A 16,852-nucleotide genomic window follows, 5' to 3' on the forward strand; every position below is an offset into this window, starting at 1 on the left:
CCCCATCCGCCCGCCGATCCGAACACCGTCAAGACGACCTTGACGGCAGTCTGTGACAGCAACGGGGGTCATGCCAGCCGCCCCCGAGCGAGCGGAGCGCCTTCCGCTGCTCCTCCTGGGCCGCGTGGGCGTAGATCGACATCGTGACCTGAATGCCGCGGCGGGCCGCGCAGGAGAAGGCCCGTGCAGACGGTTCGAACCTCGACCGCCGGCGCCCGGAGCCACTTGCCAGGCGCGAACGCCTGTGAGATCACTAGCCGGTGTCTGCGAAGACTGACCGTTCCCGCCGGGCCGCGGCCTGGTCCGCGGTCGTACTCATCGCCATCGGCGGGATCATCGGCGCTATCGTCGGAAGCTGGTTGGTCGTCGCGCTGGCGGTCGTGTCGCTCGTGACCAACGCTGGACTCCTGATGGCGCGACGACCGACCCGCCCGGACCGGTAGCGACGACACTCACCTCCGGGCAGGCCCTCCCATCTGCCGATCGTCCTTACCGCCGCCGGCCGTCTATCAAGGGCGAGACCGAGCCTAGAGTCCCGCTGGGAGCGCGGGCGCCCTTGACAGCCGTCCGACGTCGAAAGGCCCGCAGCTGTGCGGGCGTGCCCTCAGACCGGATGCCCTGACAGCAACACTGACGGCAACCCGGCCGCGGCGATCGGTCCGGCACGAACCAGCCAGGACCGCGAGTACCAGCGTGAGCACCCTGAGCAGCGCGCGTCCCGGTCCGGCGGGCACCTAAGAGCGGGGGGTCGCTGGTTCGAACCCAGCGCCCACCCTCGGCTTCGTTGCGGTTATCCAGTGGAAGCGGGCGATACCGCCGTCGGGTTCGTATTCGGGGACGACTTCCGAGGCTTCGACGGTGAGGCCGGCGGTGCGGACGGCGGCGAGGGTGGGTTCGTCGCCGATGCCGCCGAAGTACATGGGGACGCCGACCCAGTCGTCGACCCCGTCGCCGGGGATCCGGGGCGCGCTGGTGAGCAGCAGGCCGCCGGGGCGCAGCCAGGTCGCGATGGCGGCGACGAGCGGCGCGTGCGCCGGCGGTGGCAGGTGGCCGAGGGCGTAGAAGGACACGACGGCGTCGACCGACGCCGGCCGGAGCGCGAACTCGGTGATGTCGGCGCGGACCAGGAGCGCGGTCGGGGCGGCCGACGCGGCCAGGCGGAGCTGGCCGGGGGAGACGTCGACACCGAGGACGCGATGGTCCGCCGCGAGCAGGCGGGTGGCCGGGTCGCCGGGACCGCAGCCGAGGGCGACGACGATCGAGCCGGGCGCGAGGCGCCGCCGCACCCGCCGGACGTACGCGATCCGGGTCGGGCTGCCCGAGAACTGGTCGCGGTAGCGCGGACCCAGCTGGTCGTAGCCGGCCACGACGACATCCCGGTACGTCATCCGCCGAGTAGAACCAATTCGGCCGCGGCGGGACACCGATATTCCTAGGCCGGGTCGGCCAGCACCTCGTCGCGGAGCAGCGAGCCGACCCACTCGTCCACCCGTACGCCGTCGCGGATCCGCCGCTTGCGCAGCGTCGCCTCGAGGCGGAACCCGGCCTTCTCCGCGACTCGGAGCGAAGCGACGTTGCCTGCTTCGCAGCGCCACTCGATGAGGTCGACATCTGCCGTCGTGACGGCCCATCGGCAGACCGCCCGGAGCGCGGTGGTGGCGACGCCCCGCTTGCGGGCACGCGGATCGACCCAGTACCCGACCTCCGCCGCGCCGGGCTCGTTCAGGCGCAGGCCGACCCGGCCCAGTGGGGTGCCAGCAGCCTCGGCCACGAACTCTGCCTGGCGGCCGTCGTCCCAGCCGGCGATGTACGACTGCTCGACGTGCGCGGCCGCATCCTCGAGCCGGTACGGCGAGGGCACCTGCATGAACCGCTGCAGCACCGGATCCAGCGACACCTCGTACACCCACGGGACGTCGGCGAGGGTGAACGGGCGCAACGTCAGCCACCCGGCCGAAATCGTCTGCCGCTCCATGCCCCCAGTCTGTCCGACCGCGCCCGCCGAGCGGGCGACGCGGGGCGGTGGTCAAGGCTGGAGGGCGAGGATCAGGCGGATGGCGGCTTGGACTCGGGCGAGTTCGGTGGGGCGAGGAGGCCGAGTTTGCGGCGGAGGCGGGGCCTGACGACCGTGTGCAGGTCGGTGCAGTTGACGTAGGACTCCGCGTACCTGGTCAGGCCGCTGTCGGGGCCGAGCGGTACGTGGGTGGAGTGGGGCAGGATCAGGGGGAGGAGGTGGGCGGTGCGGCGGCCGAAGGTGCTGATTGTTTTCGGGGTCTTGGTGGCGATCGTTGCCGTGTCGGTGCCTCGGTGGGTGGACGAGGTGGCGGTGCTGGTGATCGTCGTCTTCCTCGCGTTGCCGTGGTTGCGGCGGCAGTGGGAGCGGCGGACGCAGAGCCAGGAGCGGACCGAGGCGGCGGTGCAGGACTCCGAACGGACCGACGCGGCGACGGAGCGGCCGGGCGCGCCGGATCAGGCAGCGGCCGGCCAGCAGGGCGACTGGTGGGCCGCGCCGGAGGGCCGGGAGGCGGAACGGGCGGCGGCGGAGAAGCGGCAGGCCGACCTGGCGCGGGCGACCGCGGCCACCGCGGAGATGACCGGGGCGCAGTTCGAGCGGCTGGTGGGGCGGTTGCTGGAGCGGGACGGGTGCCAGGACGTGCGGGTCGGCGACGACGCCGGTGCGGACGTGGCCGCGGTCACCTCGGACGGGCGGCGGGTCGTGGTGCAGTGCACGCGGTACGCGGCGGACGAGGCCGTGCGGGACGCCGAGGTCCAGCATTTCCTGGCGTCCGCGCCCGGGGCCGAGGTGCGACTGTTCGTGACCAGCAGCTATTTCGCGGAGCCCGCCCAGGAGCTCGCTGCGGACCGCGGCGTGGTGCTGGTGGACGGACGCCGGGTCGCGGCCTGGATGACCGACGGGACGTCGGCCTCGCCGCTGCCGCGGCGAGCCCCTAGAGGGTGAGGGCGAGGACGGCTTCGCCCTGGTGGCGGGTGCCGGTGTCCTGGAACCCCTGCCGGAGGTAGAACCCGTACGGCGACGCCGAGTCGTACGTTCCGCAGGAGGTGAGCAGGACGCGCGCGTCCGGCCGCTCGGAGCGGAGGAACGCGACCGCGAGGGCGAGGGCGCCGGCGCCGTAGCCGCGGCCCTGGTAGCGGTGGTCGATCAGCAGGCGCCAGAGGAAGTACGGCCCGAGGAAGTCGGGGTCGCGCATGTTCTCCTCGGTGATCCCGTCGCTGAGCATGACGAAGCCGACGGGGGTGTCGTCGTCGTAGAGGGCGCGGTACCAGGGAGCTGCGTCCGGCGTGGACGCCGCCTCCCGCAGCGACCCGGCCACGCCGACGACGTAGCCGCCCTGGGCCGGCAGGACGGAGAGCGCCTCGACCGCGGCCCGGTTCGACGGGGTGATCTCGCGGAAGTGGAGCATCAGGCCGCCTGGTCCCGCGGGCACCACCACGTGGTCCGGCCGCCGACCGTCGCGTGCGTCATCGGTACGCCGTCGCGGGGGCACATCGCGCCGGGCCGCCGGTACGGGATGATCGACAGCGTGTGCACGCCGCCGGAGCCGATGGCCGCTCCGACCGCGCCGCGGACGGCCCGGTAGAGCCGGTCGACCTCGAGGCGGGTCAGCTCCCGCACCGGCCGGGCCGGGAAGATCCTGGCCTGCCAGAGCGCCTGGTCGGCCAGCAGGTTGCCGACGCCGGCGATCGAGTGCTGGTCCAGCAGCCGGGCCTTCACCGGCGCGGTCCCGGCCGCGAACGCCGTCCGGAACTGGCCCCGGGTGATCGTCGCGGCGTCCGGGCCGAGCAGCTCCACTGGCGGGTCGAGGCGGACCCGGCCCAGCCGCCGCGGGTCGACCAGCAGCAGCGCGCCGCCGTCGGCGAACTCGACCCGGAACCGGCTGAACCGGTAGTCACCGGCCTTGCGCCCGCGCTCCCAGTAGTCGCCGCCGTCGACCTCGGTCCCGTCCGCCCCGGCGATGACGATCTTGCCGGACATGCCGAGGTGGATGCCGAGCACCGGCCCGTCGCCGGACAGGTCGCACCACATGCTCTTGCCCCGCCGGTGTACGGCGACGAACGAGCGGCCCAGCAGCACGGCCCGGATCTCGCCCGGCGCGTGCGGCCGGCAGACCCAGGAGTCCGAGTCGTCGACCTCGACGATGCGCCGATTTAGGGCGCCTCGATCGATGACGGTGCGCGCGGACTCGACTTCCGGCAGCTCAGGCATGACCGCCGCATCTTGCCGTACGAAGGCGCAAGCCGCGCGGCGAGGATCAGGCGCGCAGGTGGGTGTCGAAGAACGTCAGGATCCGGCGCTTGGCGTCCGCGGCCGCGTCGTGGTTGTACCCGACGCCGGCGATCTTCATGACCGGCACCAGCGGCGAGGCGGCCGCGATCCGGTTGAGGAAGCCGTGCCGTGCCTCCGGGTACTCCTTGATGTCTGCGTCCACCCCGGCCGGCACCGCCGCCCGCAACGTGGCGGCCGCGCCCTTGAGGCCGCGGTCCTTGCCCCCGTACGAGGCGACGATCGGGCAGGCCCCGGCCAGTACCGAGGCGACGTTCTCCGGGACCTGGCCGTAGTTGACCGACGCCGCCGACCACCCGGACCGCCCGGCCAGCAGCAACGCGAACCCGCCGCCCATGCAGAAGCCGATCACGCCGACCGTCCCGGTGCAGTCGGCCTGCCCGGCCAGCCCGGTCCGGGCCGCGTCGAGCTGGTCGAACATCGGCCCCTTCTGCGCGGACAGCTGAGCGAAGGCGCCCTTGATGCACCTCATCGCGGCCTGGCCGCCGTACAGGTCGGGGATCGCGGCCACGTACCCGGCGGCGGCCAGCCAGTCGGCCTGCTCCCGCATGTCGTCCGACAGCCCGAACGCGTCGTGCACGACGATCACGCCGGGCCACGGCCCGGGCCGGTCGGACGTCGGAACAGGGGTAGCCAGGTACGCCGGTTCGTTCATGACCGCGACGTTCCCACATGCCGCCGGGCCGGGAACGATCAGGCGGTCCGGAACACCGGCCAGCAGATCTCGGTACGCCAGGCCGCGCCGTCCGGGGTGTCGCGCGGCCCGACCAGGTAGATCTCCTGTACCGGCCCGGCCACGCCGAGCGCGTGCCCGGCGACCCAGCAGCCGAGGTCGGCGTACGACACGTCGATGTCGTCGTGCGGGCCGGCGTGGGTGACCACGGCGACCTCCCGGGCCGGCAGCTCGTACGGGACCACCCGGCCGTGGGCGGGCGGCTCGGAGGCGGGCAGGTAGACCAGCGCGGTGCCGCGGTCGGCGGTGAACAGCTCGTGGTCGTACAGGCCGCCGGCGGGGCCGGTCGGATCGGGGACCGCGGCGCGCAGCGAGGCCATGGCGCCCGCGTACCAGTCCTCGACCTCGTCCCGGGTGACGGTCGCCCGGATCGCCGCGACCGTGGTGGCCGGCGCCGACCGGAGCGTCACCTCGGCCGGCTTGGTGTCCGGAGCCAGCAGCCGCCGCAGCGTGACCACGGCCGTCCGCGTCTCCTCGAGCTGGTCCTGCAGCCGGTCCAGGTGCGCGGCCAGCACCGCGTTGCGATCGCCCGGCTCGGCCGCCAGCACCTCGCCGACCTCGCGCACCGGCAGGCCGAGCGCGCGGAACCGGGAGATCACCTGCGCGGTCGGCACCTGGTCGAGCGTGTAGTACCGGTAGCCGCTGTGCGGGTCGACCTCGGCCGGCTCCAGCAACCCGCCCTCGTGGTAGCGGCGCAGCGTCCGGATGCTGAGGTGGGTGATCCGGGCGAAGTCGCCGATGCTCACGCGCACCCCTTGAGTCTCCCCCGCGGGGAGACCCGATGCTCGGGGCATGACCACGAACGAGCTCATCGACCGGTACTTCGCGCTCGCCCCCGCCGGCGGCGAGCCCTACTTCGCGCTGTTCGCCGACGACGTGGTGGTGGAGGACGAGGACAAGGAGCGGCACGGGATCGCCGCGGTGCGGGAGTGGCGCGGCGAGGTCGTGCCGGTGACCTACACGGTGCGGTCCGTGGTCGGCACGGTCGCGGTCGCGGAGATCTCCGGGGACTTCCCGGGCAGCCCGGTCGACCTGCGGTTCGCGTTCGCGTTCGACGGGGACGGGAGGATCACGGCGCTGGCGATCCGGCCGGGAGGCGAGTGGTCGGGTCGGTCCGGGCGCCGCCGGTCTGGGTCCGGGTCAGGTAGAGCGCGCCGGTCAGGTCGGCGCCGCGCAGGTCCGCGCCGCGCAGGTCGGCCCCGAGGAAGTCCGCGGTCCGCAGGTCGGCGCCGCGCAGGTCCGCCCCGAGCGCGGACGCCACGGACAGGTCGGCCCCGCGCAGGTCGGCGCCCCGGAAGTCCCGCCCGACCAGGTCCGCCCCGCGAAGATCCACCCCCCGCAGGTCCCGCCCGGCACGCTCCGCCCCCCGCAGGTCCGCCCCGCGCAGGTCCGCCCCGCGCAGGTCCCCGGCCGGCTCGTGCGAGTCCGCGCTCCGCGGGGCCTGGTCCGGCGCGCACGGATCCGGTGGCTGGTCGGAGCCGGCGCGGATCAGGGCGCTCGCGCGGCGGAGCAGGGGCGCGACGGCCGCCCGGTGTGCCGCCGGGTCGGCCGGCCCGGCGGGGTCGACATCCTCGATCACGTCCCGCTGCGCCGCCAGCGCCGCGTGCACCGGCCCCGCCGCGGGTCGCGACAGCGCGTCCTGCAGGTAGAACAGCAGCTCGTGCAGCTGCCGCAGCACGTCGTACGCGGCGAACATCCGCGGCGACCGGGACGGCCCGAGCAGCTCCACCACCCGCTGCCCCGCCCCGAAGCAGTCGTACGCCACGCAGCCGGAGAACCCCTGCGGGAGCAGCCGGTCGTGGATCCCGCACGCGGAGTCCTGCAGGTGCACGCAGGGCCGCCCGGCCGGCTTGCTGATCGCGAACTCGGCCGAGGCCGTGAACGCGGGCGCCACGCAGCAGATCCCGACGCAGCGCGCGCAGTCGGCGACGAGGTTCACTCGACCAGCGCGCCGGCGTACGCGCCGAGCGAGCGCTGGTAGCGCGGCAGGTGCGGGGCCAGCGCCCCCAGCGCCAGCGACGCCGCCTCCCGGGCCCGGCCGGCGTCGACCAGCGCGAGCGCGAGGAACCCCCGCACGGCATCGTCCAGCGCAACCGCCTCCGGGTCGTCGACCGAGGCGGCGAGCTCCGCGGACAGCAACGCGACGCTCTCCTCCACCGCGCCGAGGTTACGCAGCGAGCTGGCCAGCTGGATCGTCGCCCGCCGCCGGCGCAGCCCGGTCAGCCCGGTGGCGAGCGCCGCCCGGTAGAGCGGCACGGCCCGGTCGGAGTGCCCGGTCGAGTCCCAGGCGCAGGCCTGCTCGAACGCGCGCACCGCCGAGGGCGCCGAGGCCACCAGGGAGTCGATCAGCGCCCGGAAGTCTTCCTCGCCGTAGGAGTCGATCGACGCCCAGGCCGTGGCGAGACGATCCTCGGTCATGACCGCGCCGGCTCGTCCACGGGCCAGGCCGGCAGCCCGTCGATGCTGGTCGCGTTGCGCTCGATCCGGTAGTCCGCCGTCGCGGCCTCGCCCTTCTTCAGGTGGTGCAGGTCGAGGATGTCGCGCTCGGACTCCAGCGCCATCCGCGGCACCGCGTACCCGCAGCTGTCCGCGACCCGGCTCACCGCCACCCGGATCACCGACCGGATGCCGGGATGCGCCGGGAACTGCCCGACCAGCGAGTCGAACGAGGGGTGGGACGGCAGCACCGCGGACCCCTGCCCGTAGATCCGGATGATGTTCGGCGGCCCGTCGAAGGCGCAGAACATCAGCGTGATCCGCCCGTTCTCGCGCAGGTGCGCGAGCGTCTCGGCCCCGCTGCCGGTCAGGTCCAGGTACGCCACGGTGTCCCGGTCGAGCACCCGGAACGTGCCGAGCGTGCCCTTCGGGGAGACGTTGACGTGCCCGTCCCCGGCCAGCGGCGCGGTCGCCACGAAGAACACCGGCTGCCGTTGCAGCCACCGCGCCAGCTTCTCGTCGATGCCGTCCATAACCTTCGCCACGGACAGGACGGTATGCCTGCGTGGGCTCGTACGCCTTCGGTATTGTCCCCGTCCGACGGGCGCCGGGCCGCACGCCGAGCCACCCGCTTCCCCGCCGCGGACCTCCGCGATCCAGGCCGGGCAGTGCAGCGCCGGCCCGGCGCCCCCGTCTCACCAGCCCGACTGCCGGGCGCGGGCCTCGTAGAGCAGGACCGAGGCGGAGACCGAGACGTTCAGCGAGTCGGCCGCGCCCAGCATCGGCACCGCGACCCGGTCGAAGCCGTGCTCGTACCAGGGCTTGGAGATCCCGTACCGCTCCGAGCCGACCACGAGCGCGACCCGCCCCGAGTAGTCCGTCTCCCGGTACGGCCGGGCGTCGTCGGTGTCGGCCAGCAGCACCCGGAACCGCCGCGACCGCAGCCAGTCCACCGCCGGTCCGGCCACGTCGAACTCCACCGACGGCACCGTGAGCACCGTGCCCTGGGAGCCGCGGAAGACCTTGGGATGGGTGAGCCGGGTACGCCGGTTGGTCAGCACCAGCGCGTCGGCCCCGACCGCGTCCAGGGTCCGGATCAGCGTGCCGAGGTTGCCGGGGATCTCGACCGCGTCGGCGACCAGCACCAGCGCGGACGGGCCGAAGTCGAGCACGTCCGGCTCGTACCAGGGCAGCCGGACGACCGAGAGCAGCCCGTCGGGCTGGCCCCGCTCGCCGATCCGTTCCAGCGTCCTGGCCGAGACCTGGTACGCGTTCTCGGCCCGTTCGACCAGCTGGGAGGCCCGCAGCCGGGCCTCGTCGGAGTACGCCAGCTCGGGACACCAGAGGAAGGTCCGCACGCCCACGCCGGCCGAGAGCACCAGCCGCTGGGCCCACAGACCCTCGGCGACCAGCAGCCGCTCCCGGTTGGACGCGGTGTTGTTCTGGATGTCGAGCACCTGCTTGACCCGGGGGTGGGACAGGCCGATCTGCTGCAGTTCCACCCGCAGCAGTCTGCCCTGATGACACTCGTCATCGTGATGGACTAGATTTGCCTCATGACGGATGAGGGTGAGGACAGCATCTACCTGCAGTCGTTCGGCCGGCGGCTCTCGGCGCTGCGGGTGCAGCGCGGGCTGAGCCTGGAGCAGCTGGCCCGGGCCAGCGGGCTCGGCGAGGGTGAGGTCCGCCGGGTCGAGCGTGGCCAGCGCGACCTGTCGGTCATCGCGCTGGCCGATATCGCCAAGGCTCTGGACATTCAGCCCGCGGACCTCATGCCCTGATCGCTGAGAGGTCGCTCCGGCGCGGCCAGTGGTGTTGCCCAGGTCACAATCCACGGGGTCGAATTGGGTAGTTCTTTACTCGCTCGTACGAGGAGGGCACCCATGGCCATCGACGAGACGTCGGCGCCCCCACGCCGGGACCGGACGCACTGGCTCTACCTCGCGGTCATCGTCGCCGTGCTCCTCGGCATCCTGGTCGGCTTCGCCGCGCCCGGCGTCGCCAAGCAGCTCAAGCCGCTCGGCGACGGGTTCGTCTCGCTGATCCGGATGATGATCAGCCCGATCATCTTCTGCACGATCGTGCTCGGCATCGGCTCGATCCGGAAGGCGACCCAGGTCGGCAAGGTCGGCGGCCTCGCCCTCGGCTACTTCCTCGTCATGTCGACGGTCGCGCTGACGATCGGCCTGATCGTCGGCAACCTGATCCACCCCGGCAGTGGCCTGGAGCTGACCGACCAGCTCCGCGGCGCCGGGGCCTCGCAGGCCGAGGGCGAGGCCGGCACCGTCGACTTCCTGCTCGGGATCATCCCGACCACGCTGGTGTCCGCGCTGACCGAGGGCGAGGTGCTGCAGGCGCTGTTCGTCGCCCTGCTGGTCGGCTTCGCGATCCAGTCCCTCGGGGCCAAGGGCGAGCCGCTCCTGCGCGGCATCTCCCACCTGCAGCGGCTGGTGTTCAAGATCCTGGCGATGGTGATGTGGGCCGCCCCGATCGGCGCGTTCGGCGCGATCGCCGCGGTGGTCGGCGCGACCGGATGGGACGCGCTGAAGAGCCTGCTGCAGGTCATGCTCGGCTTCTACGTGACCTGCGTGATCTTCGTGTTCCTCATCCTCGGCCTGCTGCTGCGTACGGTCACGGGGTTGTCGATCCTGAGCATGATGCGCTACCTGGCCCGCGAGTTCCTGCTCATCCTGTCCACCTCGTCGTCGGAGACCGCGCTGCCGCGGCTGATCGCGAAGATGGAGCACGCCGGGGTGAGCCGGCCGGTCGTCGGCATCACCGTGCCGACCGGCTACTCGTTCAACCTGGACGGCACCGCGATCTACCTGACCATGGCGTCGCTGTTCGTCGCCGACGCGCTGGGCAAGCCGCTGGCGCTGGGGGAGCAGATCTCGCTGCTGCTGTTCATGATCATCGCGTCCAAGGGCGCGGCCGGGGTGAGCGGCGCCGGCCTGGCCACGCTCGCCGCCGGCCTGCAGTCGCACCGGCCCGAGCTGCTCGACGGCGTCGGCCTCATCGTCGGCATCGACCGGTTCATGTCCGAGGCCCGGGCGCTGACGAACTTCGCCGGCAACGCGGTCGCGACCCTGCTCATCGGCAAGTGGGTCGGCGAGCTCGACGTCGAGCGGGCCCGGCGGGTGTTCGCCGGCGAGGAGCCCTTCGACGAGTCGACGATGGTCGACGAGCACGACCTGGAGATCGGCGCGGAGCCACCGCCGCCGGCCACCGATGACCGACTGGTGACCGCCTGAGCGCTGCTGGTGATCGATCGGGTGGTCCGGACCCTTCGATCCGGGATGGGTCCGGCCTCCTATCCGTAGATAGTCCCAGTGGGCCATGGTCCTGACCGGGTGGCGCCCGCCACAGTTGTTGCCGTGGAGCTGACCGCGGTGGCGATCGGCGCGGCCATGCTGGTCGCGGCCGTCGTCGTGCTGATCGCCGCCCGACGCTTCGCCGAGCGCGGGTACGACAAGCAGGAGCGCTACCGCAGCCAGCTCTTCGACGCCGAGCTGTCCGCGCTCACCCGGCTGCGGGAGGCGGACCGGGTCCGGGAGGACCTGGTCGCCTCGGTCTCGCACGAGTTCCGTACACCGCTGACCGCGATCCGGGGCAGCGCCAGCACGCTGGCCGCCCGCGGGGACAAGATCCCGCCCGAGTCCCGCGAGGTGCTGCTGCGCGGGATCGTCGAGCACGCCGACCGGCTCGGCAAGCTGCTGGAGGACATGCTGCTGGCCGCGTCCACGCCGTCCAGCGCCCAGTCCAGCGCGATCGCGGACGTGACCGCGGCGCTGTCGGCGTTCCGGCTCGGGCAGGCCCGGCCGCCGGTCGTGCTGGAGGTCGAGCCCGACCTGGCCGCGTACGTCGACTCGGTCTCGCTCGACCAGGTCGTGCAGGCGCTGGCCGACCACGTCCGGGCCGACGCCCGCCGGGACCGGCCGGTGACGTTGCGGGCCGGCCGTACGGGCGCCGAGGTCGTCGTGGACCTGCTGTACGGCAGCTCCCGCAGCGAGGCCGAGCTGCGCGAGCTGTTCGAGCCGTTCGGGTCCCGGGAGTCGGCCGAGACCGGCCGCCCCGCCACCCTCGCCCTGTACGTCGTGCGCCGGCTGGTCGAGGCGCACGGCGGCCGGGCCGCGGCCGGCCGCGACGGCGACCAGCTGCGGGTCCGGCTCGCGCTGCGGGCGCTGCGGCCGACCGCCGACGTGCCCGTCGGCTCGTCCGTGTGAGCTGCCGCCCGACCTGCCTCCAGTGGCGGCGGGCCGGCCGGACCGGGGGTGGTCCGGCGCGGGGTCCGGACGGCCTAAGGTTGGGCGCGTGAAGGCGGATCCCAAGGTCCAGCAACGGTTGCTCGACCTGCAGTCGCACGACTCGGCGCTGGCCCGGCTCGAACACCGCCGGCGGACATTGCCGGAGCTGGCCGTGATCACCGACGCGGACACCCGGCTGGCGGCGCTGCGCAACGACCTGGTCCGGGCCGAGACCGAGGTCAGCGACCTGGACCGGGAGCTGCGCCGGCTGGAGAACGACGTCGAGCAGGTCCGGACCCGCTCGGCCCGCGACCAGCAGCGGATGCAGTCCGGCGCGGTCGTGGCGAAGGAGCTGGAGAGCCTCCAGCACGAGGTCGACACGCTGGCCCGGCGCCAGTCCGACCTCGAGGACACCGAGCTCGAGGTGATGGAACGGCGCGAGGATGCCGAGGGGCGCACCTCGGTCGTGCGGGCCGAGGTCGAGAAGGTGACGGCCGCCCGCGACGACGCCGAGGCGGCCCGCGACGCGGCGTTCGCGGAGATCGACGCGGAGGCGGCGGCCGACACCGGCGCCCGGGCCGCGACCGCGACCGAGCTGCCGGCCGACCTCATCGCCCTGTACGAGAAGATCCGGGCCGTCTCCGGCGGCGTCGGCGCGGCCGCGCTGAAGCACCGGCGTTGCGAGGGCTGCCGGCTGGACCTGCTCGGCTCCGAGCTGCGCGCGGCCCAGGCGGCCGCCCCGGACGAGGTGCTGCGCTGCGAGAACTGCCGGCGGATCCTCGTCCGCACCGCGGAATCCGGCCTGTGATCGCGATTCCCGGGGCCGGGTCGGGACGGTGAGCCGGCGGCTGGTCATGGAGGCCGACGGCGGCTCGCGCGGCAACCCCGGTCCGGCCGGGTACGGCGCGGTGGTCCTGGACGCGAGCACCGGCGAGGTGCTGGCCGAGCGGGCCGCCTCGCTCGGGCGCGCGACCAACAACGTGGCCGAGTACAACGGGCTGCTGGCGGGGCTGCGGGCGGCGGCCCAGCTGGACCCGAGCGCGGTCGAGGTCCGGATGGACTCCAAGCTCGTCGTCGAGCAGATGTCCGGGCGCTGGCGGGTCAAGCATCCCGACCTGCAGCCGCTGCACGCCGAGGGCCGCCGGCTGGCCGCCGCGCTGCCGGCGGTGACGTTCGGCTGGATCCCGCGCGAGCGCAACTCGTATGCGGACCGGCTGGCGAACGAGGCGATGGACGCGGCCGCCCGCGGCATGGTCTGGACCAGCACGCTGGAGACCGCGCCGGCGCCGGCTCCCGGTCCCGCTCCGGCTCCGGACGACGCCTGGGTCGCCGACGACGACCGCCCGACCCGGATGTTCCTCGTCCGGCACGGCCGCACCGAGCTGTCCGGACAGCGCTACAGCGGCCGGGTCGACCCGGAGCTCGACGAGCGGGGCCGGGCGCAGGCGGCCGCGCTGGCCGTCCGGCTGGCCGGGCTCGAGGGTGACAAGCCGGTCGTGGTGAGCTCCCCGCTGGGGCGGGCGATCGCCACCGCGACCCCGATCGCCGAGGCCGTCGGCGCCACCGTGACCACCGACGACGGCCTGCTGGAGCTGAACTTCGGCCAGTGGGAGGGCAAGACCTTCGCCGAGGTGAAGGAGCGCTGGCGGGCCGAGCGCAAGGCGTTCCGGACCGACAGCTCGGCCGCGCCGCCCGGCGGCGAGAGCGTGAACCAGGTCGCCCGGCGGGTCCGGACCGCGCGGGACCGGCTGCTCGCGGCGTACCCGGGGCGGACGCTGATCGTGGTCTCGCACGTGACGCCGATCAAGCTGATGCTCTGCGCCGCGCTGGCCGCGCCGACCTCGTCGGTGTTCCGGATGCACCTGGACACCGCGAGCGTGTCCACAGTGGACTGGTATCCGGACCGGGTCCCGCTGGTCCGCCTCTTCAACGACACCGGCCACCTGGCGGTCTAGGTCAGCGCGCGGACGAACAGGAACACCGCGACGACGATCCCGAAGACCACGACGACCTTGCGCAGCAGGTTGTCGTCCAGTTTCTGGGCGATCCGGCCGCCGGCGAAGCCGCCGACCAGCGCGGCCGGCGCGATGATCGCGACCGCGACCCAGTCCACCGGCCCGAACACGCCGAACACGACGACGGTCACGCTGGCCACGACCAGCTGCAGGACCGACTTCAGGCCGTTGAGCTTGCGCAGCCGCTCCGGCACGGTCAGCGCGAGCGTGCCGAGCAGGATCACGCCCAGCGCGCCGCCGAAGTAGCCGCCGTACACGGAGGCGAGGCCGACGGCCGGGTACAGCACCTTGGCGTTGGCGGCGTCGCCTTCGCGCAGCGGTCCGACGAGCTTCGACACCCGCGGCTGCACCGCGAGCAGCAGGCTCGCCAGCAGCACCAGGAACGGCACCACGATGTCGAACGCGCCCTGTGGGGTGGACAGCAGCAGGACGCAGCCGATGATCGCGCCGATCGCCGAGACGACGCTGAGCCGGGTCAGCCGGCCCCGTTCGCCGTCGAGCTCGCTGCGGAAACCGGCGACGCCGCCGACGTACCCGGGCCAGAGCGCGACGGAGTTCGTGACGTTCGCGGCGAGGGTGCCGTAGCCGGCCGCGACGAGCGCCGGGAACAGCAGCAGCGAGCCGCCCCCGGCGATCGCGTTGACCGCGCCGGCGACCAACCCGGCTCCGGTGGTGAGGAACGCGTCTCCGATCTGCACTCCGGTATTCTGATCACACGGCGGACGAGCCGGGCGGGCGGCCGCGTCAGGATGCGATTCCGTACTCCTGCCGAGGAACGTCCGGGCTCCACAGGGCAGGGTGGTTGGCAACACCAACCCGGGGTGACCCGCGGGACAGTGCCACAGAAAACAGACCGCCGCCCGGCAACGGGCGGTAAGGGTGAAACGGTGGTGTAAGAGACCACCAGCGCCCGGGGTGACCCGGGCGGCTCGGTAAACCCCACCCGGAGCAAGGTCAAGAAGGGGCGGGCGACCGCTCTGCGCAGGCGTTCGAGGGCGGCCCGCCCGAGCCTGCGGGTAGACCGCTCGAGCCTGCCGGCGACGGCAGGCCTAGATGGATGGCCGCCGGCCGGGGCATCGCGCCTCGGTCACAGAACCCGGCGTACAGCCCGACTCGTCCGCCCCACCGAGATCGACACCCGCCGGGGTGTCGATCTCGCGGCACCCTGTTCGTCTTACCGCGATGGTGACGACGAGGAGGCTGCGATGAAGTACGTCATGGTGATCTACCAAGGCGACGCGCTCGAGCGCCAGGCCGCGCTGAGCGAGGAGGAGCTGAAGGAGGTCTACGCCGGCTACCAGGCGCTCAACGAGACGCCGGGCGTCACCCCGGCGCCGCCGATGGGCCTGCCCCAGAACGCGACCACCGTCCGGGTCGAGGGCGGGAAGACCCTGACCACCGACGGCCCGTTCGTCGGGATGAAGGAGGCGGTCGGCGGCCTGTTCATCCTGGAGGCCGACGACCTCGACGCGGCGATCGAGGTGGCCGCCCGCGTCCCCGCGGCCCGCTACGGCGGCGCGGTCGAGATCCGACCTTCGGAGGTCTATTGGTAACGACCCTCGACCGGGTCTTCCGGGCGGAGTGGGGCCGCGTCCTCGCCACCCTGATCGGCGTCCTCGGTGACTTCGACCTCGCCGAGGACGCCGCGCAGGAGGCGTTCGCGATCGCCGCCGACCGGTGGCCGCGCGACGGCCTGCCGGACAACCCGCGGGCCTGGCTGGTGCGCACGGCCCGCAACCGCGCCACGGACCGCATCCGGCGCGACCGGGTGCTGGCCGCCAAGCTCGGTCTGCTCGCCGCGGAGGTGCCGATGAGCCCGTCGACGTTCCCGGACGAGCGCCTGGAGCTGATCTTCACCTGCTGCCACCCGGCGCTCACCGTCGAGGCGCAGGTCGCGCTGACCCTGCGGACCCTGGGCGGGCTGACCACCGAGGAGATCGCCCGCGCCCTGCTGGTACCGGAGCCGACGATGGCGCAGCGGCTGGTGCGGGCCAAGCGCAAGATCAGGGCGGCCGGCATCCCGTTCCGGGTGCCGCCGCCGCACCTGTTCCGTGAGCGCCTGGACGCCGTGCTCGCCGTCGTCTACCTGATCTTCAACGAGGGGTACGGCGGCCGCGACGAGCTCGCGGCCGAGGCGATCTGGCTGGGCCGCGCGCTCGCCGAGCTGCTCCCGGACGACCCCGAGGTCCGCGGCCTGCTGGCGATGATGCTGCTGCACGACTCCCGCCGCGCGGCGCGCTTCCGCGACGGCGAGCTCGTGCTGCTGGCCGGTCAGGACCGTTCCCGCTGGGACCGGACGCAGATCGCCGCCGGCCGGGCCGAGCTCGACCGCGCGCTCGCCGTCGGCGGCCGCGGCCCGTACGTGCTGCAGGCCGCGATCGCCTCGCTGCACGCCGAGACGCCCTGCGACTGGGCCCGGATCGCGGTGCTCTACGGGCAGCTCGCCCGGCTGACCGGCTCGCCGGTGGTGGAGCTGAACCGGGCCATCGCCGTCGCCGAGACCGACGGACCCGAGGCCGGCCTGCGCCTCCTGGACGGGCTCGGCCTGGAGGACTTCCGCTACCTGCACTCGACCCGGGCCGAGCTGCTGCGGCGCCTCGGCCGCATCGACCAGGCCCGGGAGGCCTACGAGCGCGCGCGGGAGCTCACCGACGACGGCGCTGAGCGCCGCTTCCTCGAACGCCGGCTCAGTGAGCTAGCCGCGCGACCTCGATGACGAACTCCGTCACCTCGGGCCGGCGGTCCGGTTCGGCGTCCGTGCCGTCGCCGAGCACCCAGGAGCCGTGCCCGTAGAGCGCTCGGAGCTGCTCGCCGAGAGCGCGACGATGTCCCGCGCGAGCCGCTCGATCAGTCCGCCCGGCTCCATCGCCGTCCTTCCCGCGTGACGGACCGCTACTCTTCGTGTACGAGCCGGGGGCTGGTAGTGACGATCGACGGTGAGCCGTACCGGGTCGATCGGCCCGGGACCGCCGACGGCGCGCTGGGGGCGTTCCGGCAGTTCATGCGGGACGCCGAGATCGGCGAGCTGGAGCTGTCCGACCGCCGGCGGCTGGTCGTGCACTGGGGCCGGGTCACCGCGGCCTCGGTCGCCGAGGGTGACGACCGGGAGGACGAGCTCACC

The 16,852-nt window shown here is 73.6% G+C and carries 20 protein-coding genes and 1 other RNA gene; 10 read left to right on the forward strand and 11 right to left on the reverse strand.

Annotation, left to right across the window (positions count from 1 at the left end):
- Window positions 1-734 precede the first annotated feature (734 nt).
- Window positions 735-1,388, reverse strand: a complete 654-nt coding sequence (locus tag VGP36_09520; protein HEV7654953.1) for a class I SAM-dependent methyltransferase — start codon at window positions 1,386-1,388, stop codon at window positions 735-737.
- Window positions 1,389-1,432: 44 nt separating this feature from the next.
- Window positions 1,433-1,975, reverse strand: a complete 543-nt coding sequence (locus VGP36_09525; GenBank protein HEV7654954.1) for a GNAT family N-acetyltransferase — start codon at window positions 1,973-1,975, stop codon at window positions 1,433-1,435.
- A 336-nt stretch (window positions 1,976-2,311) separates the two neighbouring features.
- On the opposite strand from VGP36_09525, the gene VGP36_09530 reads away from it, so the two are divergent.
- Window positions 2,312-2,959 carry a restriction endonuclease gene (locus VGP36_09530; GenBank protein HEV7654955.1) on the forward strand — a complete coding sequence of 216 codons (648 nt, stop codon included), beginning with the start codon at window positions 2,312-2,314 and terminating at the stop codon, window positions 2,957-2,959.
- Here VGP36_09530 and VGP36_09535 read toward each other — a convergent pair.
- The 8 genes from VGP36_09535 to VGP36_09570 form a co-directional block, all read right to left on the reverse strand.
- Window positions 2,949-3,446, reverse strand: a complete 498-nt coding sequence (locus VGP36_09535; protein HEV7654956.1) for a GNAT family N-acetyltransferase — start codon at window positions 3,444-3,446, stop codon at window positions 2,949-2,951. The two genes, VGP36_09530 and VGP36_09535, sit on opposite strands and share 11 nt — an antisense overlap.
- Complete coding sequence (locus VGP36_09540) at window positions 3,422-4,225, reverse strand: DNA-formamidopyrimidine glycosylase family protein (protein HEV7654957.1); 804 nt, start codon at window positions 4,223-4,225, stop codon at window positions 3,422-3,424. Before VGP36_09540 ends, VGP36_09535 begins: the two co-directional genes overlap by 25 nt.
- A gap of 46 nt (window positions 4,226-4,271) precedes the next feature.
- The gene (locus tag VGP36_09545) at window positions 4,272-4,958 is read right to left on the reverse strand and encodes a dienelactone hydrolase family protein (protein HEV7654958.1); all 687 of its coding nucleotides are present in this window, start codon (window positions 4,956-4,958) and stop codon (window positions 4,272-4,274) included.
- 38 nt (window positions 4,959-4,996) lie between these two features.
- On the reverse strand, window positions 4,997-5,788 hold the full coding sequence (locus VGP36_09550; GenBank protein ID HEV7654959.1) for a MerR family transcriptional regulator: 792 nt from the start codon (window positions 5,786-5,788) through the stop codon (window positions 4,997-4,999).
- A 317-nt stretch (window positions 5,789-6,105) separates the two neighbouring features.
- Window positions 6,106-6,975 carry a pentapeptide repeat-containing protein gene (locus tag VGP36_09555; protein ID HEV7654960.1) on the reverse strand — a complete coding sequence of 290 codons (870 nt, stop codon included), beginning with the start codon at window positions 6,973-6,975 and terminating at the stop codon, window positions 6,106-6,108.
- Complete coding sequence (locus VGP36_09560; GenBank protein ID HEV7654961.1) at window positions 6,972-7,454, reverse strand: tetratricopeptide repeat protein; 483 nt, start codon at window positions 7,452-7,454, stop codon at window positions 6,972-6,974. The genes VGP36_09555 and VGP36_09560 overlap by 4 nt, the downstream gene beginning before the upstream one ends.
- Complete coding sequence (locus VGP36_09565; GenBank protein ID HEV7654962.1) at window positions 7,451-8,017, reverse strand: pyridoxamine 5'-phosphate oxidase family protein; 567 nt, start codon at window positions 8,015-8,017, stop codon at window positions 7,451-7,453. Before VGP36_09565 ends, VGP36_09560 begins: the two co-directional genes overlap by 4 nt.
- A 150-nt stretch (window positions 8,018-8,167) precedes the next feature.
- Window positions 8,168-8,974 carry a TrmH family RNA methyltransferase gene (locus tag VGP36_09570; protein ID HEV7654963.1) on the reverse strand — a complete coding sequence of 269 codons (807 nt, stop codon included), beginning with the start codon at window positions 8,972-8,974 and terminating at the stop codon, window positions 8,168-8,170.
- A 54-nt stretch (window positions 8,975-9,028) separates the two neighbouring features.
- On the opposite strand from VGP36_09570, the gene VGP36_09575 reads away from it, so the two are divergent.
- From VGP36_09575 to VGP36_09595, 5 genes are all read left to right on the forward strand, one after another.
- Entirely contained in the window at window positions 9,029-9,253 is a 225-nt protein-coding gene (locus VGP36_09575; protein ID HEV7654964.1) for a helix-turn-helix transcriptional regulator, read from the forward strand.
- 102 nt (window positions 9,254-9,355) lie between these two features.
- Window positions 9,356-10,723, forward strand: coding sequence for a cation:dicarboxylase symporter family transporter (locus VGP36_09580; protein HEV7654965.1), 1,368 nt, complete (start codon window positions 9,356-9,358; stop codon window positions 10,721-10,723).
- Window positions 10,724-10,846: 123 nt separating this feature from the next.
- Complete coding sequence (locus VGP36_09585) at window positions 10,847-11,695, forward strand: histidine kinase dimerization/phospho-acceptor domain-containing protein (GenBank protein HEV7654966.1); 849 nt, start codon at window positions 10,847-10,849, stop codon at window positions 11,693-11,695.
- An 88-nt stretch (window positions 11,696-11,783) separates the two neighbouring features.
- Window positions 11,784-12,524, forward strand: a complete 741-nt coding sequence (locus VGP36_09590; GenBank protein HEV7654967.1) for a C4-type zinc ribbon domain-containing protein — start codon at window positions 11,784-11,786, stop codon at window positions 12,522-12,524.
- Between the two features lie 46 nt (window positions 12,525-12,570).
- Window positions 12,571-13,671, forward strand: a complete 1,101-nt coding sequence (locus tag VGP36_09595; protein HEV7654968.1) for a bifunctional RNase H/acid phosphatase — start codon at window positions 12,571-12,573, stop codon at window positions 13,669-13,671.
- Here the strand turns inward: VGP36_09595 and VGP36_09600 are convergent.
- On the reverse strand, window positions 13,668-14,429 hold the full coding sequence (locus VGP36_09600) for a sulfite exporter TauE/SafE family protein (protein HEV7654969.1): 762 nt from the start codon (window positions 14,427-14,429) through the stop codon (window positions 13,668-13,670). The two genes, VGP36_09595 and VGP36_09600, sit on opposite strands and share 4 nt — an antisense overlap.
- A gap of 25 nt (window positions 14,430-14,454) precedes the next feature.
- Here VGP36_09600 and rnpB point away from each other — a divergent pair.
- The 4 genes from rnpB to VGP36_09620 form a co-directional block, all read left to right on the forward strand.
- Window positions 14,455-14,851, forward strand: an RNA gene (gene rnpB, locus VGP36_09605) — RNase P RNA component class A.
- Between the two features lie 85 nt (window positions 14,852-14,936).
- The gene (locus VGP36_09610) at window positions 14,937-15,284 is read left to right on the forward strand and encodes a YciI family protein (protein HEV7654970.1); all 348 of its coding nucleotides are present in this window, start codon (window positions 14,937-14,939) and stop codon (window positions 15,282-15,284) included.
- Window positions 15,278-16,447, forward strand: coding sequence for a sigma-70 family RNA polymerase sigma factor (locus VGP36_09615; protein ID HEV7654971.1), 1,170 nt, complete (start codon window positions 15,278-15,280; stop codon window positions 16,445-16,447). Before VGP36_09610 ends, VGP36_09615 begins: the two co-directional genes overlap by 7 nt.
- A 207-nt stretch (window positions 16,448-16,654) precedes the next feature.
- Window positions 16,655-16,852: hypothetical protein (locus VGP36_09620; GenBank protein ID HEV7654972.1), on the forward strand; the 198-nt coding region annotated here is incomplete at its 3' end.

The sequence above is a fragment of the Mycobacteriales bacterium genome (genome assembly GCA_035995165.1).
Taxonomy (GTDB): domain Bacteria; phylum Actinomycetota; class Actinomycetes; order Mycobacteriales; family CADCTP01; genus CADCTP01.